Source organism: Streptomyces sp. NBC_00503 (assembly GCF_036346895.1).
GTDB lineage: Bacteria > Actinomycetota > Actinomycetes > Streptomycetales > Streptomycetaceae > Streptomyces.
The window spans coordinates 3,531,876-3,555,729 of sequence record NZ_CP107855.1 but is presented as its reverse complement, the minus strand read 5'-3'; the positions used below and the strand labels follow the sequence as shown (position 1 = coordinate 3,555,729).

At 71.2% G+C, this 23,854-nt stretch carries 20 protein-coding genes; 8 read left to right on the top strand and 12 right to left on the bottom strand.

Going from position 1 to position 23,854, the window contains the following annotated elements:
* The first annotated feature begins 1 nt into the window (after nt 1).
* The 4 genes from OG490_RS16565 to OG490_RS16550 all read left to right on the top strand — a co-directional run bounded on the left by OG490_RS16565 (nt 2) and on the right by OG490_RS16550 (nt 4,827).
* Nucleotides 2–1,999, top strand: a complete 1,998-nt coding sequence (locus OG490_RS16565; RefSeq protein ID WP_330297074.1) for an ATP-binding protein — start codon at nt 2–4, stop codon at nt 1,997–1,999.
* Nucleotides 1,996–3,159 carry an acyl-CoA dehydrogenase family protein gene (locus tag OG490_RS16560; RefSeq protein ID WP_330297073.1) on the top strand — a complete coding sequence of 388 codons (1,164 nt, stop codon included), beginning with the start codon at nt 1,996–1,998 and terminating at the stop codon, nt 3,157–3,159. Before OG490_RS16565 ends, OG490_RS16560 begins: the two co-directional genes overlap by 4 nt.
* Before the next feature lie 262 nt (nt 3,160–3,421).
* A complete protein-coding gene (locus tag OG490_RS16555; RefSeq protein WP_330297072.1) occupies nt 3,422–4,159 on the top strand; it encodes an enoyl-CoA hydratase family protein in 738 nt (245 codons plus the stop codon).
* Nucleotides 4,147–4,827 (top strand): TetR/AcrR family transcriptional regulator, encoded by a 681-nt coding sequence (locus OG490_RS16550; RefSeq protein WP_330297071.1) that lies wholly within the window; start codon nt 4,147–4,149, stop codon nt 4,825–4,827. The genes OG490_RS16555 and OG490_RS16550 overlap by 13 nt, the downstream gene beginning before the upstream one ends.
* Before the next feature lie 141 nt (nt 4,828–4,968).
* On the opposite strand, the gene OG490_RS16545 is transcribed toward OG490_RS16550, so the two are convergent.
* Nucleotides 4,969–6,075 carry a citrate synthase 2 gene (locus OG490_RS16545; RefSeq protein ID WP_330297070.1) on the bottom strand — a complete coding sequence of 369 codons (1,107 nt, stop codon included), beginning with the start codon at nt 6,073–6,075 and terminating at the stop codon, nt 4,969–4,971.
* A gap of 237 nt (nt 6,076–6,312) precedes the next feature.
* On the opposite strand from OG490_RS16545, the gene pdxH reads away from it, so the two are divergent.
* Together pdxH and OG490_RS16535 are read left to right on the top strand one after the other, a co-directional pair.
* Complete coding sequence (gene pdxH, locus OG490_RS16540) at nt 6,313–6,936, top strand: pyridoxamine 5'-phosphate oxidase (RefSeq protein ID WP_330300949.1); 624 nt, start codon at nt 6,313–6,315, stop codon at nt 6,934–6,936.
* Nucleotides 6,937–7,367: 431 nt separating this feature from the next.
* A complete protein-coding gene (locus tag OG490_RS16535; RefSeq protein WP_330297069.1) occupies nt 7,368–8,702 on the top strand; it encodes a PAS domain-containing protein in 1,335 nt (444 codons plus the stop codon).
* Between the two features lie 77 nt (nt 8,703–8,779).
* Here OG490_RS16535 and OG490_RS16530 read toward each other — a convergent pair whose 3' ends face one another.
* A complete protein-coding gene (locus OG490_RS16530) occupies nt 8,780–9,535 on the bottom strand; it encodes an SIS domain-containing protein (RefSeq protein ID WP_330297068.1) in 756 nt (251 codons plus the stop codon).
* 259 nt (nt 9,536–9,794) lie between these two features.
* Here OG490_RS16530 and OG490_RS16525 point away from each other — a divergent pair, with 259 nt between their 5' ends.
* Both OG490_RS16525 and OG490_RS16520 read left to right on the top strand, forming a co-directional pair.
* Nucleotides 9,795–10,487 (top strand): metal-dependent transcriptional regulator, encoded by a 693-nt coding sequence (locus OG490_RS16525; RefSeq protein WP_330297067.1) that lies wholly within the window; start codon nt 9,795–9,797, stop codon nt 10,485–10,487.
* Nucleotides 10,488–10,858: 371 nt separating this feature from the next.
* The gene (locus OG490_RS16520; RefSeq protein WP_330297066.1) at nt 10,859–11,761 is read left to right on the top strand and encodes an alpha/beta fold hydrolase; all 903 of its coding nucleotides are present in this window, start codon (nt 10,859–10,861) and stop codon (nt 11,759–11,761) included.
* On the opposite strand, the gene OG490_RS16515 is transcribed toward OG490_RS16520, so the two are convergent.
* The 10 genes from OG490_RS16515 to OG490_RS16475 form a co-directional block, all read right to left on the bottom strand.
* Complete coding sequence (locus tag OG490_RS16515) at nt 11,745–12,392, bottom strand: hypothetical protein (RefSeq protein ID WP_330297065.1); 648 nt, start codon at nt 12,390–12,392, stop codon at nt 11,745–11,747. The two genes, OG490_RS16520 and OG490_RS16515, sit on opposite strands and share 17 nt — an antisense overlap.
* The gene (locus tag OG490_RS16510; RefSeq protein WP_330297064.1) at nt 12,389–14,284 is read right to left on the bottom strand and encodes an alpha/beta hydrolase; all 1,896 of its coding nucleotides are present in this window, start codon (nt 14,282–14,284) and stop codon (nt 12,389–12,391) included. The genes OG490_RS16515 and OG490_RS16510 overlap by 4 nt, the downstream gene beginning before the upstream one ends.
* Entirely contained in the window at nt 14,281–14,694 is a 414-nt protein-coding gene (locus OG490_RS16505) for a hypothetical protein (RefSeq protein WP_330297063.1), read from the bottom strand. The genes OG490_RS16510 and OG490_RS16505 overlap by 4 nt, the downstream gene beginning before the upstream one ends.
* A 245-nt stretch (nt 14,695–14,939) precedes the next feature.
* Complete coding sequence (locus tag OG490_RS16500) at nt 14,940–15,782, bottom strand: hypothetical protein (protein ID WP_330297062.1); 843 nt, start codon at nt 15,780–15,782, stop codon at nt 14,940–14,942.
* Between the two features lie 73 nt (nt 15,783–15,855).
* Nucleotides 15,856–16,056, bottom strand: a complete 201-nt coding sequence (locus OG490_RS39195; RefSeq protein ID WP_443065824.1) for a colicin immunity domain-containing protein — start codon at nt 16,054–16,056, stop codon at nt 15,856–15,858.
* Nucleotides 16,057–16,364: 308 nt separating this feature from the next.
* Nucleotides 16,365–16,862 (bottom strand): barstar family protein, encoded by a 498-nt coding sequence (locus OG490_RS16495; RefSeq protein WP_330297061.1) that lies wholly within the window; start codon nt 16,860–16,862, stop codon nt 16,365–16,367.
* On the bottom strand, nt 16,850–21,448 hold the full coding sequence (locus OG490_RS16490) for a putative T7SS-secreted protein (protein ID WP_330297060.1): 4,599 nt from the start codon (nt 21,446–21,448) through the stop codon (nt 16,850–16,852). Before OG490_RS16490 ends, OG490_RS16495 begins: the two co-directional genes overlap by 13 nt.
* A complete protein-coding gene (locus OG490_RS16485) occupies nt 21,448–22,080 on the bottom strand; it encodes a hypothetical protein (RefSeq protein WP_330297059.1) in 633 nt (210 codons plus the stop codon). The genes OG490_RS16490 and OG490_RS16485 overlap by 1 nt, the downstream gene beginning before the upstream one ends.
* Nucleotides 22,077–22,556, bottom strand: coding sequence for a hypothetical protein (locus tag OG490_RS16480; protein WP_330297058.1), 480 nt, complete (start codon nt 22,554–22,556; stop codon nt 22,077–22,079). The genes OG490_RS16485 and OG490_RS16480 overlap by 4 nt, the downstream gene beginning before the upstream one ends.
* A 190-nt stretch (nt 22,557–22,746) precedes the next feature.
* The gene (locus tag OG490_RS16475) at nt 22,747–23,745 is read right to left on the bottom strand and encodes a helix-turn-helix transcriptional regulator (protein WP_330297057.1); all 999 of its coding nucleotides are present in this window, start codon (nt 23,743–23,745) and stop codon (nt 22,747–22,749) included.
* Nucleotides 23,746–23,854 lie beyond the last annotated feature (109 nt).

The following is a 23,854-nucleotide window of genomic DNA, read 5'->3' as shown; positions in this document are numbered from 1 at the left end:
GATGACCCTGACCCCGCCCCAGACCTTGCCCCTGACCCTGCCCGTGACCCTGAAATCCGTCCTCGTGGCCAACCGCGGCGAGATCGCCGTCCGCGTCTTCCGCACCGCCCGCGCCCTCGGCCTGGCCACCGTCGCCGTCCACTCCGACCCCGACTCCGACGCCCTGCACGTGCGCACGGCCGACGCCGCCGTACGGCTGCCGGGCGCGGCCCCCGCCGACACCTACCTGCGCGGGGACCTGGTCATCAAGGCCGCCCTCGCGGCGGGCGCCGACGCGGTCCACCCCGGCTACGGGTTCCTCTCCGAGAACGCCGGCTTCGCCCGCGAGGTCCAGGCCGCCGGGCTCGTCTGGATCGGCCCGCCGCCCGCCGCCATCGAGGCCATGGCCTCCAAGACCCGGGCCAAGGAGCTGATGCGCGCCGCCGGGGTCCCGCTCCTGGACCCCGTGGACCCGCAGCGGGCCACCTCCGCCGACCTCCCGCTGCTCCTGAAGGCGGCGGCGGGCGGTGGCGGCCGCGGGATGCGGGTCGTACGGGACCTGGACGCGCTCAAGGAGGAACTGGAGGCAGCCTCCGCCGAGGCCCGTTCCGCCTTCGGCGACGGCGAGGTCTTCGCGGAGCCCTACGTGGAGCGGGGGCGTCACGTCGAGGTGCAGATCCTCGCCGACTCCCACGGCACCGTCTGGGCGCTCGGCACCCGCGACTGCTCCCTCCAGCGGCGCCACCAGAAGGTCATCGAGGAGGCCCCGGCGCCCGCTCTGCCCGAGGCCCTGCGCGCGAGCCTGCATGAGGCGGCCGTGGCCGCCGCGCGCGCGGTCTCGTACCAGGGCGCGGGCACCGTGGAGTTCCTCGTCACCGCCGACGGGCGCCCGTACTTCCTGGAGATGAACACCCGCCTCCAGGTGGAACACCCCGTCACCGAGGCCGTCTTCGGGATCGACCTCGTCGCGCTCCAGCTGCGGATCGCCGAGGGCGCGGCCCTGCCGCTGACCCCGCCGCAGGCCACGGGCCACGCCGTCGAGGCCCGGCTGTACGCCGAGGACCCCGCCCTGGACTGGCGCCCGCAGACCGGGGTGCTGCACACCCTGGCCGTCCCCGGAGAGGTCCGGGTGGACACCGGGTTCGCCGACGGGGACACCGTCTCCGTCCACTACGACCCGATGCTCGCCAAGGTCGTCGCCCATGCCCCGACCCGCGCCGAGGCCGTCCGCGCCCTCGCTTCGGCCCTCGCCGGAGCCCGGATCCACGGGGTCACCACCAACCGCGAACTCCTCGTACGGTCCCTGCGCCACCCGGAGTTCGAGGCCGCGCGCCTGGACACCGGCTTCTACGAGCGCCACCTGACCGCCCTCACCGAAGCCGACCCCGAGGACCCGGCGCCCGCCCTGTCCGCGCTGGCCGCGGCTCTCGCGGAGGCGGCCCCCGCCCCGGACGCCCCGCTCGCCCTGCGGCTCGGCGGCTGGCGCAACCTCCGCTCCCAGCCGCAGAGCCGCCGCTACACGGTGGGCGGGACGGAGCACGAGGTCCTGTACCGCCCGGCGCGCAGCGGGCCCCCGGAACTCGTGGACCGGCCCGGGGTACGGGTCCTGGCCGCGACGCCGGAGCTGGTCACCCTCGAAGTCGAGGGCGTCCGGCGGCTGTTCCACGTGAAACACAATTCGAACAACCCGGGGGTCGGGGCTTCGGCGGTCTACGTCGACTCGGTGCTCGGGGCCCACACCCTGACTCCCGTACCCCGGTTCGCGGACCCCCAGGACCGCACCGAACCCGGCTCCCTGCTCGCCCCCATGCCCGGCACCGTCGTCCGCGTCGCCGAGGGCCTGGCCCCCGGCAGCCCCGTCACCGCCGGGCAGCCCCTGCTCTGGCTGGAGGCGATGAAGATGGAACACCGCATCCTCGCGCCCGCCTCCGGCACGCTCACCGCGCTCCACGCCGTCACCGGCCAACAGGTCGAATTCGGCGCCCTGCTCGCCGTCGTCCAGGAGGAACCGTCCGCATGAGCAACACCGTTGTCGAATCGGAAGAGCACCAGGCCCTGCGCGCCGCCGTCGCCGCCCTCGGGCAGCGCTACGGCCGCGACTACCTCGCCCGCGTGGCCCGCGAGGGCCGCCACCCCGACGAGCTGTGGGCGGACGCAGCCAAGCTCGGCTACCTCGGGGTCAACCTCCCCGAGGAGTACGGCGGCGGAGGCGGCGGCATCGCCGAACTGTCCATCGTCCTGGAGGAGCTCGGCGCCGCCGGCTGTCCGCTGCTGATGATGGTGGTCTCGCCCGCCATCTGCGGCACGGTCATCGCCCGCTTCGGCACCGAGGCCCAGAAGCAGGCCTGGCTCCCCGGCCTCGCCGACGGCACCCGCACCATGGCCTTCGGCATCACCGAACCCGACGCCGGATCCAACTCCCACCGCATCACCACCACGGCCCGCCGCGAAGGCGACGACTGGATCCTGACCGGCCGCAAGGTCTTCATCTCCGGTGTGGACATCGCCGACGCCACCCTCATCGTCGGCCGCACCGAGGACGCCAAGACGGGCCGGCTCAAGCCGTGCCTGTTCATCGTCCCGCGCGAGGCCCCCGGCTTCTCCCACTCCGCCATCGACATGGAGCTCCAGGCCGCGGAGAAGCAGTTCGAACTGGTCCTGGACGAGGTGCGGCTCCCCTCCTCCGCCCTCGTGGGCGACGAGGACGCGGGCCTGCTCCAGCTCTTCGCCGGCCTCAACCCCGAGCGCGTCATGACCGCCGCCTTCGCCATCGGCATGGGCCGCTACGCACTGGCCAGGGCGGTCGACTACGCCAAGACCCGCCAGGTGTGGAAGGACCCCATCGGCGCCCACCAGGCCATAGCCCACCCCCTCGCCGCCTCGCACATCGAGCTGGAACTCGCCCGCCTGATGATGCAGAAGGCCGCCCGCCTCTACGACGCGGGCGACGACATGGGCGCGGGCGAGGCCGCGAACATGGCCAAGTACGCCGCCGCCGAGGCCTGCGTCAAGGCCGTGGACCAGTCCGTCCACACCCTGGGCGGCAACGGCCTCACCCGCGAATACGGCCTGGCCGCCCTGATCGTCGCCTCCCGGGTCGCCCGGATCGCCCCCGTGAGCCGCGAAATGATCCTCAACTTCGTCTCCCACCAGACGCTGGGCCTGCCCAAGTCGTACTAGCCGCCGGCGGGGCTGGACCATTCCAGCCCCTCCGGCGTTTGAGGAGCGGGGTCTGGGGCGGAAGCCCCAGGACGGGGTCCGGGCCGGCCCGGGGAACGGTGGAAGGGCGGGTAGGGGACAAGGCCCCGCGCAGCGGCACCCCCGACCCCGCCCAGCCTGTGCGAAGGCCCCGGCCCAGCCCCACCGACCAGGCGCCGCAGGCGACCCGCATACCCTCCCCGGAGGGGATACCGCCCGACCGAACACCCCCTCCGGAGGAGACATGCCCCCACTGGTCCACGCCGCGCGAGCGACCGGCGTCGCCACGCTCACCCTCGACTCCCCGGCCAACCGCAACGCCCTCTCCGCCGGCCTGGTCCGAGAGCTCCGCGCCGCCCTCGCCGCGGCGGCCGCAGACCCGGCGGCCCGGGCGGTCGTCCTCACCCACACCGGCACCACCTTCTGCGCCGGGGCCGATCTCAAGTCGCCCTGCGAACCGGCCGATTTCCTGGCCCTGCTCCGCGAGATCGCCGAACTGCCCCTGCCGGTCGTCGCCCGCGTCACCGGACACGTCCGGGCGGGCGGCCTCGGGCTGCTCGGGGTCTGCGACATCGCCGCCGCCGGGCACGCGTCCACGTACGCCTTCACCGAGACCCACCTCGGGGTGGTCCCGGCCGTCATCTCCGCGCCGCTGCTGCCGCGCATGGACCCGCGCGCCGCCGCCCGCTACTTCCTGACCGCCGAAGTCTTCGACGCCGCCGAGGCCTTCCGGATCGGCCTGCTCACCCTGCACGGCGAGGACGTCGACAAGGTCCTGGCCCCCGTCCTGGGGGGCCTGCGCAAGGCCGGCCCGCTCGCCCTCGCCGCGACGAAGCAGCTGGTCACGGCCCCGGTACGGGCCGCCCTGGAACGCGACGGAGCCGCGCTCGCCGAACTGTCCGCCCGCCACTTCGGCTCCGCCGAGGCCCGCGAGGGCATCACCGCCCGCTTCGAGCGCCGGGACCCGTCATGGCTGCGCTGACCACGGCGGACACCGCGACGGCGGACACCGCGACGGCGGGCGGCACGACGGCGGACGCCGCGACGCAGCCCGCCGCGCCCGCGAGCGGCGGCCCCAAGCAGGCCCGCAGCCGGGTCACCCGCCGCCACCTGCTGGAGGCGGCCGTCTCCTGCCTGGCCGAACAGGGCTGGGCCGGTTCCACCGTCGCCGTGGTAGCCGAGCGCGCCGGAGTCTCGCGCGGTGCCGCCCAGCACCACTTCCGCACCCGGGAGGAGCTGTTCACGGCGGCCGTCGAGTACATGGCCGAGGAACGCTCCACCGCCCTGCGGGACCTGTTCCCGCACGGCGCGGCCGAGGCCGACCGCGCCGACGTGGTCGCGGCACTCATCGACATGTACACCGGCCCGATGTTCCGCGCCGCCCTCCAGCTGTGGGTCGCGGCCTCCCACGAGGAGCAGCTGCGCCCCCGCGTCGCCGAGCTGGAGGCCCGGGTGGGCCGCGAGACCCACCGCATCGCCGTGGAACTCCTGGGCGCGGACGAGTCCGTACCCGGCGTGCGGGAGACCGTGCAGGGCCTGCTCGACATGGCCCGTGGGCTGGGCCTGGCCAACGTCATCACCGACGACACCGCCCGCCGGGCCCGCGTGGTCGCCCAGTGGGCCCGGATCCTGGACGTGGTACTGGCCTGAGGCCCGGCCGGCCCGGGAAACGCGGCGGGCGCCGCACCCCGGGTGGGATGCGGCGCCCGTGCTGGCGGCGGCCCTGTGCGGTGGCAGCCGGTGGTGCGGCGGACCCGTGGATCCGTGGATCCGTCAGCCCGATCGATCGGATCAGGCGGTCTCGGCCATGTCCGCGTAGCCCGCGATCTCGCGCGGGTTGCGCCGGGCCGGGCCGGTGTAGCGGGCGGACGGACGGACCAGGCGGCCCGTGCGCTTCTGCTCCAGGATGTGCGCCGACCAGCCGGCGGTACGGGCACACGTGAACATCGAGGTGAACATGTGCGCCGGGACCTCCGCGAAGTCCAGCATGATCGCGGCCCAGAACTCCACGTTGGTCGCGAGCACCCGGTCGGGGCGGCGCTCGTGCAGCTCCTCCAGGGCGGCCTTCTCCAGCGCGGCCGCCACCTCGTAGCGCGGGGCGTCCAGCTCCTTGGCCGTGCGCCGCAGCACGCGGGCGCGCGGGTCCTCGGCACGGTAGACCCGGTGGCCGAAGCCCATCAGCCGCTCGCCCTTGTCGAGGGCCTTCTTCACGTAGGCCACGGCGTCGCCGGTGCGCTCGATCTCCTCGATCATGCCGAGGACGCGCGACGGAGCCCCGCCGTGCAGCGGCCCGGACATGGCGCCGACCGCGCCCGACAGGGCCGCGGCGACGTCCGCGCCGGTGGAGGCGATGACCCGGGCGGTGAAGGTGGAGGCGTTCATGCCGTGCTCGGCGGCGGAGGTCCAGTACGCGTCGACGGCCTTGACGTGACGCGGGTCGGGCTCGCCCCGCCAGCGGATCATGAACCGTTCGACGACGGACCCGGCCTTGTCGATCTCGCTCTGCGGGACCATCGGCCGGCCCTGGCCGCGGGCGGACTGGGCCACGTAGGACAGGGCCATCACGGCCGCGCGCGCCAGGTTGTCGCGGGCGGTCCGCTCGTCGATGTCCAGCAGCGGTTTCAGACCCCACACGGGGGCGAGCATGGCGAGCGCGGACTGCACGTCCACGCGGATGTCGCCGGAGTGCACAGGGATCGGGAAGGGTTCGGCGGCCGGCAGGCCCGGGTTGAAGGCACCGTCGACCAGCAGACCCCAGACGTTCCCGAAGGAGACGTGGCCCACCAGGTCTTCGATGTCGATGCCCCGGTAGCGCAGAGACCCACCCTCCTTGTCGGGTTCGGCGATCTCCGTCTCGAACGCGACGACTCCCTCGAGCCCGGGTACGAAGTCGGACATCAGGCGGCTCCTCAAATAGTGCGAACACGCGCGGCTCCCGGCGTGATTCGCGGTCCGGCGCGGTCATCCCCGTTGATGCCCGGCACGGCCGATGGTCACCCGTAGGGGACCGTCGGACCGGCCCCAAGATTTTGTCCGCTCCCCATGGCGCGGGGAAGCGTGACATCCGGCACACTCCACGCGGCCCTGCTGGTGCAGGATGGCCGCGTGACCGATCAGCACCTTGACCCCGCCGTCATGCGCAAGCAGTACCGCTCCCACCTCGTCGCCGAGGAGGGCCTCGCCGAGGACCCCATGGGCCAGTTTGCCCACTGGTTCCAGGATGCGGCCGAAGCGCACGTTTTCGAACCCAACGCGATGGTCGTGTCGACCGCGACCCCCGACGGCCGTCCCAGCTCCCGCACGGTGCTGCTGAAGCAGTTCGACGAGCGCGGCTTCGTCTTCTTCACCAACTACGGCTCCCGCAAGGGCCGCGAGATCGCCGGGAACCCCTTCGTCTCCCTGCTCTTCCCCTGGCACCCCATCGCCCGCCAGGTCATCGTGACCGGCACGGCCTCCCGCATCGGCCGCGACGAGACGGCGGCGTACTTCCGCTCCCGCCCCCACGGCTCCCAGCTGGGCGCCTGGGCCAGCGACCAGTCCCGCGTGATCGACTCCCGCGCGGAGCTCGACCGGCGCTACGCCGAGCTGGAGGCCCGCTACCCGGAGGGCGAACAGGTCCCGGTTCCGCCGGAATGGGGCGGCGTACGGGTGGTCCCGGACGCGGTGGAGTTCTGGCAGGGCCACGAGAACCGGCTGCACGACCGCCTGAAGTACGTCCTGGACGGGGAGAAGTGGCGCGTGGAGCGACTCTGCCCGTAGGCCGTCGAGGGGAGGCCCCCGCCGGGCCTGAAACGCAGACGACCCGCGAGCTCGGGTTTCCCCCCTGCAGTGGGGGAAGCCGGCCGGACGTACCGGCGAGCTCGCGGGTCGGGTGACTGCTTGGGATTGGCGCCGGCGACTCCGCCAGGCACCGCACTGGGTGCGTGCGACAGCGGGCGCTTTAGCCCGCAGCCACCTCACGCGTCCGGTTTCCGTACATTGCGGCAACCACCTCCCTTCTCGTGTACGGCAGAGCCTACGACCGCTCCCGGAGGCCTTCAAGCGATTTAATCGGGGCCTCCTCCGCGGGGTTCCGGCCCGGCCACCGGTGGGACATACCGGGACGATAGAGAGAAGCGGGTGTGGGGTGCGTCACGTTCCAGTTCAATGACGTGACGTGCCGCATACGCGAACACCTGCAGGGGGCCCAGGTGACTGCTTCCGGACGTAACGAGACCGCCGACGATCTGCTCGCAGCGCTGCTGGACGGGATGGACGCCGCTCTGTGCGCGTTCGACGCCGACGGCGTGATCACCCACTGGAACCGCGAGGCCGAGCGGATCCTGGGGTGGTCGGCGGCGGAAGCCGTGGGGCGCAAGGGGTTCGCGGGGTGGGCCGTACGGGCCGCCGACGCGCACGACGTGCAGGACAGGCTCATGTCCGCCCAGGACGTGCCGGGACGGCAGGTGCACGAGTTCGCCCTGCTCACCAAGGACGGCGGGCGGATCCTCGTCCGCACCCAGTCCGCCGGGGTGCCGGGCGCGGACGGGAAGCCGGCCGGGGTCTACTGCGCCTTCAGTGAGGTGCACGCGCAGATCGACCTGGAGCGCTCCATCGCACTGAGCGAATCGCTGATGGACGACGCCTCGTGGGGTGTCGTCCTCGTTGATGTGGACCTGCGCCCGGCCGTGGTCAACGCGCACGCCGCCCGCGCCTTCGGCTCCGGCCGCACCGCGCTGCTCGGGCGGCCGCTGGGGGAGCTGCTGGCCCAGGGCGTGGAGGAGCTGGAGGGGGCCCTGCAGCACGTACTGGCCGAGGGTGCGCCCCCGGCCCCCGTGGAGCTGTGGGTGTCCGTGCGCACCCCCGAGGGCGTACGGCGGCGGTGCTGGCGGTGCGGGTTCCTGCGCCTCGCGTCGCCGCTCGCGGAGGAACCCGTACCGCTCGGGGTCGGTCTGCTGTTCCAGGACGTCACCGAGGCCCGGCAGGCGCAGCTGGACACGGCGCAGCTGCGGTTCCGCTCCCACCAGCTGTACCGGGCCGGGCGGGCCGCGGCGGAGTGCGAGGACCCGGCGGAGGCGGCGGCGGTACGGCTGGAGTTCGCCCTGGCGGGCTTCGCCGAGCACGCGCTGCTCGACGTACTGGAATCACCGGACGGCAGCGCGCGGACGCGGCTGCTGCGCTGGGCGGCGTCCCCGCCGGGGTTGCCGGGGCTGCCGGAGCCCGGGGTGATCCCGGTGCCCTACGAGGCCGGGCACCCGGCGTTGCAGGCGCTGGACCGGGCCGGGTCGGTGCGGACCAGTGCGCCGCGCGGGGAGGCGGACCCGGAGTGGGCGGGCGCCCGGCGCTGGCCGGAGGGCGCGGCGCACGCGCTGTGCGCGGTGCTGCGCAGCCGGGGCCGGAGCCTGGGGACGCTGACCTTCCTGCGCGGGGCTTCGCGGGCCGCCTTCGAACGGGCGGACGCGGCGTACGCGGAGGAGGTCGCGGCCCGGGTCGCGGCGGACCTGGACCTGGCGGCGGGCTGTACGGGGGACCGCGCGGCCCCGTAGCCGCGTGGCGGCCTGGATCTGTGGCTGCGCTGCCCTGCGGCCGCGCAGCCCCGTAGCGTCGCGCGGCCCCGTAGTGCTCAGTGGCGGAAGAAGATCCGGTCGCCGTACTCCTGCATGACGCGGCCGTTCCACTCGTGGCCGCCGTCGACGTTGCCCGAGCGCAGCAGCGGCGGCTCCACCCCGCGGGCGGCGAGCTCGCCGGCCGCGGCGGCCATGACCGCCTGCATGATCGCGCTGGTCACGACGGTGGAGGCGGGCGCGAAGGGGGCCTCGATGCCGTCCAGGGTCAGCTCGGCGTCGCCGACCGCGATCTTGCTGTCGAGGACGATGTCGCAGTGGTCCTTGAGGAAGGTGCCGGAGACGTGCCGGGACTTGGTCCCGGTCGCGTACGCCACCGAGGTCACGCCGATCACCTTGAGGCCGATCGCTCGGGCATTCATGGCCATCTCGACCGGCAGGGCGTTGCGCCCGGAGAGGGAGATGATCACGAGGACGTCGCCGTCGCTCGCCGGGCTGCTGTCCAGGACCGCCCCGGCGAGGCCGTCGACGCGCTCCAGGGCGCTGCCGAGGGTGGCGGGCATGACGTCGATGCCGGCGGTGCCGGGGACGGCGAGGAAGTTCATCAGGGCGAGTCCGCCGGCCCGGTAGACGACGTCCTGGGCGGGGAGGGAGGAGTGCCCGGCGCCGAAGGCGAAGAGCTTGTTCCCGGCGGCCACGGCGTCGGCGATGACCGTCCCGGCCTCACCGATGTGCGCGGATTCCTCGTCCCGTACCCGCTCCAGCAGGCCGATCGCGGCGTCGAAGAACTGACCGGCCAGCTTGCTCTCGCTCATACGCCGATGGCCTTCCGGGGTGGGAGTTGGGTGAGGTTGTCGTCCGTGTCCGCCGCTCACCGTGCGGTCTGGACCAAGGGCGTGTCAATACGAACGTCAATCCAAGGGACGAAAGGCCCGGTGGGAGGTGTAATGAGACGTGCGGGACGGCTCCGGGGGAGACGTCTGGATCGGGCCTTGACCGTCGGCACGGGACGGTTGTCGGCGGGATGCGTCAGAATTGGGTGCAGGGCCAGCGCACGATATCCGAGGGGCACGAATGTCCGGACTGATCGATACCACGGAGATGTATCTCCGCACCATCCTCGAGCTGGAAGAGGAAGGTGTGGTCCCCATGCGCGCCCGCATCGCCGAGAGGCTCGACCAGAGCGGCCCGACGGTGAGCCAGACCGTGGCGCGGATGGAGCGCGACGGGCTGGTGTCCGTCGCGAGCGACCGGCACCTGGAGCTGACGGAGGAGGGGCGGCGACTGGCGACGCGCGTGATGCGCAAGCACCGGCTCGCGGAGTGTCTGCTCGTCGACGTCATCGGCCTGGAGTGGGAGCAGGTGCACGCGGAGGCCTGCCGCTGGGAGCACGTGATGAGCGAGGCGGTGGAGCGGCGGGTGCTGGAGCTGCTGCGTCACCCGACCGAGTCGCCGTACGGCAACCCGATCCCGGGCCTGGAGGAGCTGGGCGAGAAGGCCGAGGCGGACCCGTTCCTGGAGGAGGGGATGGTCAGCCTGGCCGAGCTGGACCCGGGCGTCGAGGGCAAGACCGTCGTCATCCGCCGGATCGGGGAGCCGATCCAGACGGACGCACAGCTGATGTACACGCTGCGCCGGGCAGGCGTGCAGCCCGGTTCGGTGGTCAGCGTGACCGAGTCGCCGGGTGGCGTGCTGGTCGGCAGCGGGGGCGAGGCCGCGGAGCTGGAGGCGGACGTCGCCTCCCACGTGTTCGTGGCGAAGCGCTGACGCGCTGGGTTCCGGCTCTGACGCTTTGATGCACTGGCGCACCAGCTGATTGACGCACGGACGTTCGCTTCCGTCCCCCGCAAGGGTGGGCCGACTGGTGTGGAGCGGTAGTGGATAGGTATGGATGGTCCCGGCGCCTTGCGGCGCCGGGACCAGTCCTCCCCTGTTTGACCTGGAGCCCCGAGCTCTCAAGGTCATCCCCTTCGGACCGTCTTCCCCGAGCGGCCCGCCTCCCTGTTGAAAGGATCTCCATCGGCAGCGGCAGCCAATCCTTGAGCAAGGTCACTCGAAAGAGCGGTGTTGTCGGCGGGAGCCCGGTTTTCGAATGCGGGTTCGATACTGTGGCCGGGAGCGAAGGGGGTGCATCTGCGGTGGTACAGCGCTTCGATGTGACAGGGGCCGACGGCGTGCGCCTGGCGGCCTGGGAGTTCCAGCAACCGGCCGCGGAGCCGTCCGCCGTGGGGCCGTCCGGCGCGGATCCGTCGGGGGAGCCCGCCGCGCTGTTACTCCACGGACTGATGGGCCGCGCGTTCCACTGGGCGGGCACCGCCCGCTGGCTCTCCGCGGGCCGCCGCGTCGTGGCCCTCGACCAGCGCGGCCACGGCCAGAGCGAACACCCGCCCGCCGGCCCGGACAGCGCGACCCGCTACGGACGCGAAGCCTTCGTGGCCGATGCCGAGGCCGCCATCGAGCAGCTCGGACTCGCCCCGGTGACCCTGATCGGCCACTCCATGGGCGCCCTCACCGCCTGGCAGCTCGCGGCCCGGCGCCCCGACCTCGTAGCGGCGCTGGTCATCTGCGACATGCGGGCTTCCGCGCTCGGGGAGGCCTCGCAGCAGGAGTGGGAGGAATGGTTCCGCCGCTGGCCGCTGCCGTTCCCGACGCAGGACGCCGCCCGCCGCTGGTTCGGCGAGGACGACCCCCGCGTGGAGCGGCCGGATCCCGGCCGCGGGCAGTTCTTCGCCGAGGTGATGCACCAGGCCGACGACGGCTGGCGCCCGCTGTTCTCGCGCCGCCAGATGCTGACCGCGCGGGAGACGTGGGTCCATGACGCGCACTGGGAGGAGCTCGCCCAGGTCCGCTGCCCGACGCTGGTGGTCCGCGGCCTGGACGGCGAGTTGGGCCGCGCGGAGGCCCAGGAGATGGTCCGCGTCCTCCCGGCGGGCCAGTACGCGGAGATCCCCGACGCCGGCCACTACCTGCACTACGACCAGCCGACGGCCTGGCGCGAGGCGGTAGAGCCGTTCTTGGACGGCATCAAGGCGTCGGCGTAGCCGCGGGGGCCGGCGGCGCGGGGGTCTGTGGCGCAGGGGTCGTGGCCGACCAGAAGTCGTCGTGGACGTCGGGGCGCTGGGGGAAGGGCGTGTTGCGGACCGGGGTGTTGGGCTTGGTCAGGGGCGCCTGGACGCCCGAGTCCGTGAGGCAGGGGGTGGCGGCCTTCAGCATGAACTGGCCTTCGCCTCCGACCTTGACCGTCAGGGTGTAGTCCTCGGGTGTGGAGGCGTAGATGGCCGGGAACTCCGCGCTCGTGTTGACGCTGGTGATCTTGTAGCCCCTGGCCTTCCAATCGCGTTCGATCAACCCGAGGAGGGCGCCCCGGCGCTGTTCGGAGACGATCGTCAGGATGAGGATCGAACGGTCGGCGGCGCCGGTGCCCGTGGCCCCGTTGAGGGCGGTGGTGCAGCCGCTGTCCCCGTACGGCCCGTGATTCCAGCGAAGTTCCGGTGTCGCGGCGGCGAGCGTCTCCTGAAGGATGATGTCGGCACGGTCGGCGCCCTGCTGCAAGTTCATACCGGTGTTCCTCTTGCCTTGGGTGGCGTCCTTGAGCGCACCGCACGCCGTGAGGGCGGCGAGTGCCAGCAGGACGGCTGCGGTGCGGACGGCTGCGGGGGAGCGGAGTCTCATCGTGGTTCCTGAGTAGTGATCTGCTGCGGCTGGCCGGCCACGATCTTGGCGATGTTGTCCGCAGAGGCCGGGTCCTTCACCGGATTGAAGTAGTCCGAGTGGGCATCCATGGGCCCGTTGCCCTCGAGAACGGGAAGCGGCCCGTCGGCCACCTTGAAGCGGTGGGCGCCGAAGTCCTTGTGCGCGGGGTCCGTGCCGAAGTGGATCTGACTGGGGTCGCTGACCTCATTGCCCACGGCCCAGCCGCCCAACGCGCCCAGGCCGCCGCCGACGGCAGCACCTCCTGCGGATCCGACCGGCCCGAGCACGGAACCCACTGCGGCTCCCGTCATGGCGCCACCCAGGCCGCCTCCCACCACGCCCACGGCCTCCGCGGTGTTCGGCGCCCTGGTCACCGGGTCGTTCTCCGCCGCGCCGACGTACACGTGGTCCCGTCCGACTCCGAGCTGGTCGGCGCTCTGCGCGCCCGTGCCGGGGCTGCCGACCAGGATGATGTCGTCCGCCCCCGGGATCCCGCCCGGCTGCTGCGCGGCCTGGCCCACGGTGAGCGATCCGTAGGAGTGCCCGATGGCCGTGAGGTGCGGGTCGGCGTTCTGGTTGGTGCTGCTGATCCCGGCCATGAAGTCGTTGTAGGCGCCGGCTCCCCGGCGTGCGTCGTCCGTGCCCATGACCGCGAAATTGTCCATCAGGTTGTCGGCCGACAACTGCGGAGCGTCGTAGCCGAGCCAGACGATCGCCGCCGAGCTCGAGTCGACGAGCCGGGCGTCGATCGCCGTGTCCCTCGCCCGTTTGACGTCGTTGCGCGCGAACTCCCCGTCCAGAGCCGTCCCCAGCCCCGGCACGTACGCCGAGACGTTCTTGGACGTGTCCGGGTTGCCGAAGGAGACGATCGCCCGCCCGTTGTTCTGGTCGCTGATGCCTATGAGGTACATCGGCGGATCGGTGGGCAGCTGGTTCCACAGCTGGTCGTTGATCGACCGCATCCCCTCCAGCTGGCTCTGCGACTTCTCGTCGTGCTGCTGCGACAGCTTCCCCATCAGCATCTGGAGGTTGTCGCGGTTCGCGCGGTCGCGGGTCTCCGCCGGGATGCCGTCCAGGTTGCCGATGACGTCCGGGTACACCGCGAGGTATTCGGCCCGCTGCGCGTCCGTCAGCCCCTCCCACCAGGCGTGGCGGTCCGCGGGGCTGCGGTCCAGCGGGATGCCGTCGCGGAGGTGGTCGTCGGCCTCCGTGCGTACGAGGGCCGCGTCGCCGGCCGCGTCCGCCCAGGTGGCGTCCGTGACGTCGATCCCGTCCGGGGCCTTCAGCCGGACCAGGGCCCCGGTGAAGCGCGAGTCCGCGTCCTGGGCCGCCAGGAGCGCCGTGTGCAGGCGGTTCGCCACCTCCTGGGCCACGGCGTGGTTCGGGTTGGGGTTCCCGGCCAGCGGCTGCTGGGCCAGGGGGTGCATGGGCAGCTCCCGCAGGTACGCACGTCGGTCCACGCCCTGGACGGAACTGCCCGGCGCGGGCTGCTTGGTGAGGAACTGCTCGCCTGCCGGCGGGTACTCCACCGAGCCGTCCTCGTGCACCGTGAAGCCGTGGCCCGAGGCGTCGTCGAGGGCGCCCTTCAACTTGGTCTGCTGGGCCGCCAGTTCCTGCGCGAGGGCGCCCAGGGTGGTCCGCACCATCGCGCACTCGGTGTGGACGTACTCGAAGTTGCGGTCCATGCGCTGGAGCCGGTAGTACGCGGCGCCCGCCGACACGCCCTTCTGGGTCTCGAGGGACTTCAGCATCTCCATGCTGATCCGGTCCCGGGCCGCGTCCGCCCGGGAACTGGCCTCGGCCCATCCCTCGGCCGCCTCCGTGAGCTCGCTCGTCCTCAGGTCGCGCAACTGCTGCCAGGTCAGGGTCACTTCGCGGACCCCGAGAGGAGCGCGAGCCGGGAGAACGCGGCCCTGCCCTGCTCGTCCACCTCGCCGATGTCCTTGGCGACCTGGAACAGTGCGGGCTCCAGCGCCCCGCATTCCTTCCGGATCGCCGTCAGCCGCTTGTCCCACGAGGCCTGTACGGCTGCCAGCGCGCCCGCGGCCGACAGCCCGGCGGTGCCGGAGGCCAGGCCCTCGTGGGACCGGGATATCCGGCTGACGGCTCCGGCCATGCTGGTGCCCAGCTCGCCCGCGGCCGTGGACGCGTCCCGCCACGGGGTCTTCGCGTGGACCAGGTCCCCGCCGGCGCCGCCTCCGCCGTCGGCCGAGGCGAGTTTCAGCGACGGCGCTTCGCCGAACGCGTCCTGCCAGCGCTTCGAGTACTCCTGCGGTCCCATGCTCCGTGCCCTCCCAAGTCCCGTGCCCTCCCCGGCACGATGAAGACAATCAGGGCTGCGAATGCGAACACAAGCGAATCCGGGGTGCGGGGGAGAACCGGGCCGATCGGCCTTAACAGCACCGATGCGGAGGGTGCAAGGGCGCAGGTACTCAGCCGTCCTTTGCACATGAGTAGCCAGAGCGCCCGAGTGGCTGAGTATCCGTCACAACCGGCACGTAATGGCGGAGAGGTCGGCCCTCGCGATCAGCCGATCGGCTTCCGGGTCTCCTCGCGCACCTTGAGGGTGGTCGCGGCGACCTTGTCGAGATCCACCGACCCGGGGTTCTGCCGCAAGGTCTCGGGGGTGACGACGCCGACCGAGGCGCCCGTGTTCTCGTCCGCCCAGGCGCACATCGGCAGGGTGAGCTTGGCACCGTCCTGCGTCATGGTCAGCACCTGGCAGGCCATCGTGATGTCGGAGCCGACGGGCGTGATGTCCTTGGCGGGTACCGCCAAGGTCGCGCCTTCGCCGCCCGCGGCGCCGGCCAGCATGTTGTGCCGGACATGTTCCGGGTCCTTGAACTGGCCGTACATCCCCGAGACGACGAGCGCGCTCTGCCCTGAAGCAGAGTCGGACGTGTACTGGCCGACGGCCGGCTTCGGATTGCGGACCTTCGAGTCGTAACTGCCCTTCAGCGCTTCCTTGCCCTTGGTCTGCGACAGGTCCTGGTCCAGCTCGAACTTGCCGGCCAGCATGCTCTGCGGCAGCGTGAGCCGGTACTCGGCCTCGGGGAAGCCGGCTCCGGTCGCCACGGATCCAGCCGCGACCACCCGGGCCACGACGAAGAGCCCCACCAACGAGGCCGCGATGATCCCGACCACCATGCCGGTCCGGTTCTTCTTGCGCGGCGGCTGCCCCATCGGCGGCTGCCCCCACGCTGCTTGGCCCGGGTACGGAGACTGCGGCGGGTAAGGCTGCTGCGGCACGTACGGCTGTTGCTGCGGATACGGCGAGGGCTGCGGGGCGTACTGCTGGCCGCCGTAGGGATGCGGGGGCTGCGGCGGCCCGTACGGACCGGGGGGCTGATGGGGCGGTGGCATGGTCATGATCGAAACGCTACGTCAGCCCTGTGTGGGCAGAACCGCATCGCCCGCCATTGCCGTTCTCCCGCTCCTGCCGTTAGATCTTCATCTGATCGATCCGATCGAGCATCTCATTTACGGTCTCGAGAAGTTCTGCGTCCGCGATATCTCCATCTTCCCGAAGGGTCGGATCGATCGGATATTCGTCCAATACGTAGAAGGCTTGATCAAGGCAGCGAGAAAGTTGCTCCCCGATGCGTTCCTTCTCTTTAAGCGCTCTCCTTCGGGAGCAAGCCACAACTTGGCGAACGTCTCTGGCCGGACAGCCCCGCTAGGCAGTGCCCGCATGAGGCTCAACTGCCGACCGGTGCCGGAGTCGGGCGGGACCTCCCGGGCGGTCTTCCACATTGGTCGTCGACTCACTCTCCGGGCGCTATGCCACTGATCGCGCGGCTCTTCGGAGCTGGAGTCCATCGGATTCCCATCATTCACGGGTTACCGCAGCCACGCTTTCTCGATGATCCCGGAGAACCGCTTTTCGGTGAGGCCGGTCCGGACCGACCGGCCACTCTGGCGACCTTCTTCATCCGTAAAGGCGCTTATTGGCTAAGGGCTGGGTTGGTCCAGAAGCTCTCCGATCCGTCTTGCGAGGCTGGATGCGGATTCCTTTCCGCATGACAGGACAACGGAGAGCTTGCTGAGTGTCACACCCTCGGGTCGCTTGGTGTAAGACCATCGCTGGCCAGCGCGCCATAGTGATCCGAAAAACTTCCCGCGGGCATCGTCGTCCTCTGAAAGGACGCTCTCGGCGGATTCGATGATCAAGATATGGTAATCGGATGAAAGCCATTGGAGGTCGCGGAGGCAATCATGGAAAGCGTCCCAGTTCCATCCGAAATATTCAGGAAACTTCAGCAATTCGTAGAATTGCTGAAAGGTCGACATCTCGTCGGGCATCTCTTGGCCGTCTAGGCGTGCGACGTAAACGTTGCCCGACGCGGGCAGGAGTTCATTGAGAGGTACGTCGCCACGTTCTGCCGTGATGACGCGCATCCACGGGGAGAGCTGGATCGCTGCTGTCTCTTCCGTCATCACTTCGCCCATCCGGGACTTCTGCCGACAATGTACGTCTGATAGTGAGTCGGGGTGTAGTAGGCGGACCCGTCGCTGCCGAACACCCAGCGCTCGCCGCCGGGTTCGGGGTTATTTGGTGATGGGTAGGTGCCATATTCTTGATAGGTGATCGGATTTCCTGAGGGTTCGTGGGTGGGAAGTTTATGGCCGTCATTCTTGCCGCTGTTTTCAAATGGCTCGGTCCACCACTTGGGGCCGTGGAACCCTGGTCCACCTCCCCATCCGAAATTGTACTTCTCCATGTCCTCAAGGACTTCCAAGGACTCCTTGGGGATGGACTTTGGTACCCATCCGTGAATCTTGTTGACGTCCCCCAGGGTTGCTCCCGGTTTGAACTCCGTGCAGGCTGCCAGCCCCAAGGGGTCCGACCACGTGTGCGGGTTGTGGACGTACGTCGCCGGGTTGGGGGCCGGGGTGAGGCCGAGGGGGTCGGGGCTGAGGTAGCGGGCGGTTTCGGGGTCGTAGGTGCGGAAGTAGTTGTGGTGGAGGCCGGACTCGGGGTCAAAGTACTGGCCCGGGAAGCGGAGCGGGGTGTAGGCGGTGGCCTCGCGGGTCCAGGTGGTGGAGCCCCAGAGGGTGGAGCGGGCGCGCCAGGCGATGTCGCCGGACTCGTCGATCAGTTCCTTCGGAGTACCGATGAGGTCCGTGACGATGGCGAAGAAGCGCTCGTCGGTGGTGCCCAGGATGCGTTCGGTCTGGGTGAGGGGGTGGAGGCCGTCATGGGTCCAGGTGAGGGTGACGGAGCCCGTGGATTCCTCGCAGAGCGTGGTGCCGTCCCAGGTGAAGAGGGTCTCTTCCGCCACCTCGCCGGTCGAGGTGAGGCGTTGTTTGGCCGTGCGGCGGGAGAGGGCGTCGTAGCGGTAGCGCCAGCGCGTGCCGTCGGGGGTGGTCACCTCCGTCATGCGGTCTTCCGCGTCCCATGCGTAGCGCCAGGTGTCCGGCTTGCGGGAGGGGCGGGTCTTCTGGCGCAGGACGGTACGGCCCAGGGCGTCGTGTTCGTAGCGGACGGTGCCCGCACGGGTGATGCGGGTGCCTGCGTAGGTGCGGTCGCCTTGGGCCTCCGTACCCGGGTGGCGGGTGGGCCATGAGGCACCGGTCTGGTTGCCGGCCTCGTCGTAGGCGTAGCGCTCCGACCAGTTCGCGGCGTCCACGGCGGTGACTCGGGCGGACGAGTCCAGGGTGAAGGCGCGCGGGCCGGCGAGGGCGTCGTCGATCCTGGCGAGGGCTCCGTCGGGCCGGTAGCCGTAGCCGCGGCGCTGGAGGGTGCGGCCGTCCTGGCCGACGAGGTGTTGGTCGGTCAGGCGCCCGAGGCGGTCGTAGGCCTGGGTGAGGGTGATGGCCCCCGCGATGGTGCGGGTCAGCTCGCGGCCGGCGGCGTCCCGGTCGAAGGTGATCGTGCGGCCCGTGGCGGAGAGCTCAGTGCGGCGCCCGGCTGCGTCGAACGTCCAGTGGGACTGCGCCCCGGTGGGGGTGGTGCGGGCGGTCCGGCGGCCCAGGGGGTCGTGGGCGTAGGTGGTGGTGCGGCCGTCGACCGTCTCCGAGAGGAGGCGTCCGTACGGATCGCGCTCCCGCGTCAGCACGGTGCCGTCCGGGGTGACGGCCCGCGCCAGTTCGCCGGAGGCGTCGTACTCGTAGGAAGTGATGCCGTCCGCCGTCACCTTGCGCAGGAGCTGGGCGAGGGCGTCGTGTTCGTACGTGGTTGTCGCGCCGAGGGCGTTCGTACGGGAAACCAGACGGCCCGCCGCGTCGTACGCGTAGGTGAGCGTCCGGTCGTCGAAGTCGGTCTCGGAGGCCAGCCGGCCCGTCGGGTCGTAGCCGTAGGCCCAGGTCAGTCCCTGGGGGTTGGTGACTCCGGTGAGGCGTAGCTCGGTGTCGTGGGTGAAGGAGTAGCGGACGCCGTCCGGGCCGGTGCGGGCGGTGAGGAGGTCGAAGTCGCCGTACTCGGTCACGGTCGTGGCGCCGAGGGCATCGGTGTGGCTGGTGCAGTTGCCCTCGCCGTCGTACGTCCAGGACTGGCTGCTGCCGTCGGGGTCCTCCAGGCGGAGGAGACGGCCTTCGACGCTCCAGGCGAGGCGAGTGGTGTGCCCGAGGGGGTCGGTGACGGCGGTCGAGCGGCCGAAGGCGTCGCGGGTGCAGCGGGTCGTCGCGCCCAGGGGGTCGGTGCTCTCCACGACCAGACCGGCCGGATCGCAGCGGACCGTGGTCGTGTGGCCGAGGGCGTCCGTGGCCGTCGCCAGATGGCCGCGGGGATCGTAGGTGAAACGGGTCGTGGAACCGTCCGGGCTCGTGACGGAGGTGCAGTTGCCGTGGGCGTCGTACGCCGTTCTGACGACCAGGCCGTCAGGCCGGGTCACCTTGACCGGCAGACCCAGCTCGCCGTATTCGGCCAGGGATGCCAGGCCGTCCGGGCGGAGCACGGCGGTGAGGCGGCCCCGTTCGTCGTAGTCGAAGCGGGTGGTGTGGCCGAGCGGGTCGGTACGGGTCAGGAGACGGTGGTACGCGTCGTGCGTGAACCGGGTCGTCGCGCCCGTCGGGCCTATCTCCGCGGAGATCTGGGCGCGGTCGTCGACCAGGAAGCGGGTGGTGTGCCCGAGGGAGTCGGTGAGGGTGGTGACGCCGTCCCCGTAGGTGAAGCGGACGTTGAGGTGGCCGTTGGTGCCGGACTGGGCGATGCAGCGGTGCCGTTCGTCGTAGACGTAGTCGAAGTGGCGGCCGTTGGTGTCGGTCCAGGACGTGATTCGGCCGAGTTCGTCGTATCCGAAGCGGAGCGGGATCCCGGAGGAGTTGGTGACGTGGGTGAGGTGGCCGTCCGTGTAGGCGTAGCGCAGGATCTCGGTGCCGTCGGCGAGGGACAGCCCCGATATCCGGCCTTCGGAGGCGGTGAGGCGGATCTCGTAACCGGCACTGTGGGACAGGCCGAGCGGCGTGCCGGACTCGTCGTAGTCGAAGGTGATCCAGGCACCGTTGCGGTCGTCGAGCTGGGTGAGGAGGCCGTCGTCCGTGAAGTGGCGGACATGGCCGGACTCCGGGTCGGTGACCGTATAGCCGCCGTCCGGGTCGAGGGCGAGCGGCCAGCGCTGTCCGAGGGCGGGGAGTACGGGTGTGCCGGGTTCGAGGTGCGCGTACGCGAGGAGGCTGCCGTCCTCGCGGACGAGGATGACGCCTTCCGCGTCGATCTCCAGGCGCTGATCGAGTGTGGATGCCCAGGTCGGGCCGAACCAGCGGCCCGTACGGTACGAGGACTCGAAGGTGCGGCTGAATACGAGCGGCAGCGAGCCGGGGAGGACCAGGTCGGTCTGGGGCAGGACCATGCGGCCCGTCGCCACGTCCACGGGATCGCCCTTGCATGTGCGCCCCTCACAAGCGCGTGCCTTGTCGTGCGGCTCGGCCCTCTCCAGGTCGCGGACCGCGGTCCTGCGTGCGGCGTTCTCCGCGGCGTCCTCGGCGAGCCTTATGCCGGTACGGGCCGTGCCGAGGCCCTTGGTGCCGATGACTTCGGGGAGGAAGCGGCCGAAGCCCTCGCTCGGATCGTCCTTGAAGCTGTCGATGAAGGCGACCGGGATGCGTTCCGGGTGGGCGGTGGTGGAGATGAGGCCCGCCAGCGTCGTGCTGACGCTCTGCTCGTACTCCGCCGGATGCGTGAGGTTGTAGACGTCCATCGGGTTGAGGCCGCGGACGAAGTTCAGCATGCCCGCGGTTCCCTTGGCCGCGCCGCCCACCACGTGGTTGAGTTCCACGACCGTCGCGCCCTCCTGGTCGAGGAACTCGGCCAGCACCCGCTGCGTCGCCGGCGGTTCGGCAGGGGCGAGTTGGGTGGCGGCGGCGATGGCCCGGTCGGCCGTGGTGGCCGCGTCGTCGCGCTGGCGGCGGGTCTCGGCAAGGATCTCCTGGGCCCGCTCGATCTCCGCCACGCCCACGGTGGACTGGACGGGCCGTGGGCCGGGGTCGGCCGTCCCTTCTCGTACGGCCGCGTTGAAGGCTTCGGCCTGCTTGGTGTAGGTGTCCGCGGCGTCCTTTTGGGCCTTCACCGCCAGCTTGTGGAGCTCGATGGCTCCCCGGGCCTGTTCCTGTGCCCAAACGACGGTTTCCGCGTACCGGTTGAGCGCGTTGCCCGCAGCCTCGCACGCGTCGCCGGCGTGGAACCAGTCGGTCGGGTGCATCGCGAACTTCTCGCGGAACGCGTCGGCCGCGGCGCCCTTCCACTGGTCGGAGTTCAGGGCCTTCATGCCTTGGCCGACCCGGTCGAAGGCGGCGCGGAAGTCCATGAGGTGCGCCGCCGATTCGCGGATCGCGGCCGGCTCGCCGTGGACGAGTTCCTCGGCCCGCTCGCTCTGGCCGAGCTGCTTCTCGCGTATCGACACCCCGAGGCCGGAGGCGATGTCGTCGCCCAAGTCCTCGACCTTGTCGGCCCAGTCGTGCGCGCCGAGGTGGTCGAGCTCCGCCCCGACTGCCCCGGTCGCTGCGTCGATGCCGTGGCCTACGGCCTTCTTGGCAGAGTTCACGCCGTGGTCGAGCGTCTTGGCGCCCTTGTCGAGCAGTTCACCCCAGTCCGGCATCAGCGGTCACCGCCCGGCTGTGTTTCGGGGGCCGGTCCGACCAGGTGGTCGACTGCCCCGTCCATCTCGTCCCCCAGGCCGGCGGCGTCGATGAGCTGGTTGGACAGGCTCAGGTCGGAGCTGTTCAGATCCCGGACGGCGCCCTTCCAGGCTTCCTTGCTGTTCTCGGAGGCCCGGTGGTGGGACTCCTGGCTGTAGTCCGCGTCCCGGACCTGCGTGAACGGATTGTCGGAGAAGACCTCGCCCCAGTCCTTGTCGATGACTTCCGCCTCGGACGCGTACGGGTTGCCCAGCCCGGCGTTGGCCACCACCTTGAAGCTGCCCTGGATGTACTGGTCCTGCTCGTACAGGACCCCCGCTGACAGCCCGACATTGTGCGCGAAGGAGTTGCCCTGCTGCACGAGGGAACGGACCCCCCATTCCCAGCGCTGGCAGAAGGTGCCCAGGGTGGAGGTGAGGCCTTCGTGCCCGGTCTCCATCCCCGAGAGCGCGAGCCGGGAGAAACCGCGGCCCATGCTCGCCGTACCCACCACGCCGAGCTCCTTCAGCTCGGCGAGCGCCTGTGTGATCCCCTGGGCGATCTGCCCCAGGGCCTCCTTCGAGGCGTCGAGATCCGCGCCGTCCCCGCTCATGCCGCCACCTCCCGGTCGAGCGCGGCCGCACCCGGCACGATCCCGCGTACGGGCGGGAAGACCGTACCGTCGGGCCCGGCCGAGTCCAGCGCCACCCCGCAAGGGAAGTCCAGCGCGGGCACCAACTCGTCGAGCAGTCGCGCACCGGCCACGCGCCGGTACGGCCATTCCCGCCCGGCCTCGCCGCGCGCCTCGGCGAACCGGGCCAGCGTCCCTTCGTCCGTGAACGCGCAGATCCAGTCCAGACCTCCGAGTTCGGCCGTCCATAGGCCACCCCGGTTGTCCAAGGGCACCAGGACCACTCGGCCGCGGAAGTCCGCCAGTCGTTCCAGTGTCAATTCCCGTGCCACCGCGACCGGATCGGCTTCTGCTACGGGAACCACCGCGGGTGCGGAGGCCGCCCGTCCGGCTGCCTCCGCCCGCAGCCGAGCCCACTCCTCGTCGAATCCCACCCCGGAACCCCCCTGTCCGCTCAAATCGAACGTACCTTTGCACGGGGTGGCATGGTTGGGCAATTTTGCAGTTCGATACTGCACACATTCGGCCAGGCTCGGATGTGGATCGGGGCAGCTGGTCGAGGAGTTAGCCCTTTGGGCATCCATTGCGGCAGCAATGGCCGTCCCGGTGGATGGTGGTGGCCCCTCGTCGCTGCCGGGAGCGGCAGTGTTACTCCGTGCCCGGGAGCCAGCCGCGCTGGACGGCGCGGACGCCGAACTCGAAGCGGCTCGCGGCGCCCAGTTGTTCCATCAGGCCGTTGGCGAGGCGGCGGGCCGTGCGGGGTGAGACCGCGAGGCGCTTGGCGATGGCCTCGTCCGTGAGGCCCTGTGCCAGGAGCCGGATCACGGTGGTCTCCTGGGGGCTGAGCCCGCCCTCGTACCGGTCCTCCGGGGTGCCGCCGAGGGGCTGTGCGGTCGACCAGACGTTCTCGAAGAGCGCGCACAGGGCCGTCAGCGTGCCCTGGCCGGTGAGGACCACGGCGCCCGCGCCGCTGTCGTCGCTGCTGACCGGGATGACGGCGGTGGTCCGGTCGAAGATCATCAGCCGGGTCGGCAGGTCGGGAGCGGTCCGTATCTCGCCGCCGAGCTCGCCCAGCCATGCCGCGTAGGCCACGGTGGTCTGGCTGTTGCGCACGCTGTCCTGGAACAGCGACCGCATCCGTACCCCGCGGCCCAGCAGGGCCAGGTCGCTCGCCTTCGAGGCTTCCAGGGTTTCGGGGCGCTGGCCCCCGCCGGGCGTGAAGGTCATCAGGTCGCTCTGGACCCCGTGCGCCAGGCCGGTGATCCGGGTCCGGATCTCGTCCAGGCCCACCAGCTGCTCGATGCCCGGGCCGGAGGCGGCCGGGCTCAGGTCGGCGAACTCCGAGATCAGCTGGGCGGCGGCCGCCCGCGATGCCTCGATGCGCAGCTGCTGGGCCGCCAGCTCCGCCTGCTGGCGGGCCATCAGGATCTCCATGCCGACCTCGGGCGGGACGGCGCGGAGCTCTCCCGCCTGCTCGTAGGACGGCCGGAGCAGGGCCAGTTCGCTCAGCAGGTCCAAGCTGCGCCGGATCTCCGCCTCGGACGCGCCGAGACGGTCGGCGAGGGCACGTACTCCGTCTCTCGGGCGCGCGAGCATGGTGCGGTAAACGGCCTCTGAAGTCGCGTCGAGGCCAAGAGTTGCGAGCACAGCGGTTCCCCCCGTGTACACCCATGGTCAAGGCAGGCTGATCATCGCACGCGGTGTCCGGTCTGGGGCCAAGGAGTTCCCGTGTGGCCGCTTCCGGCCAAGGCCCCTA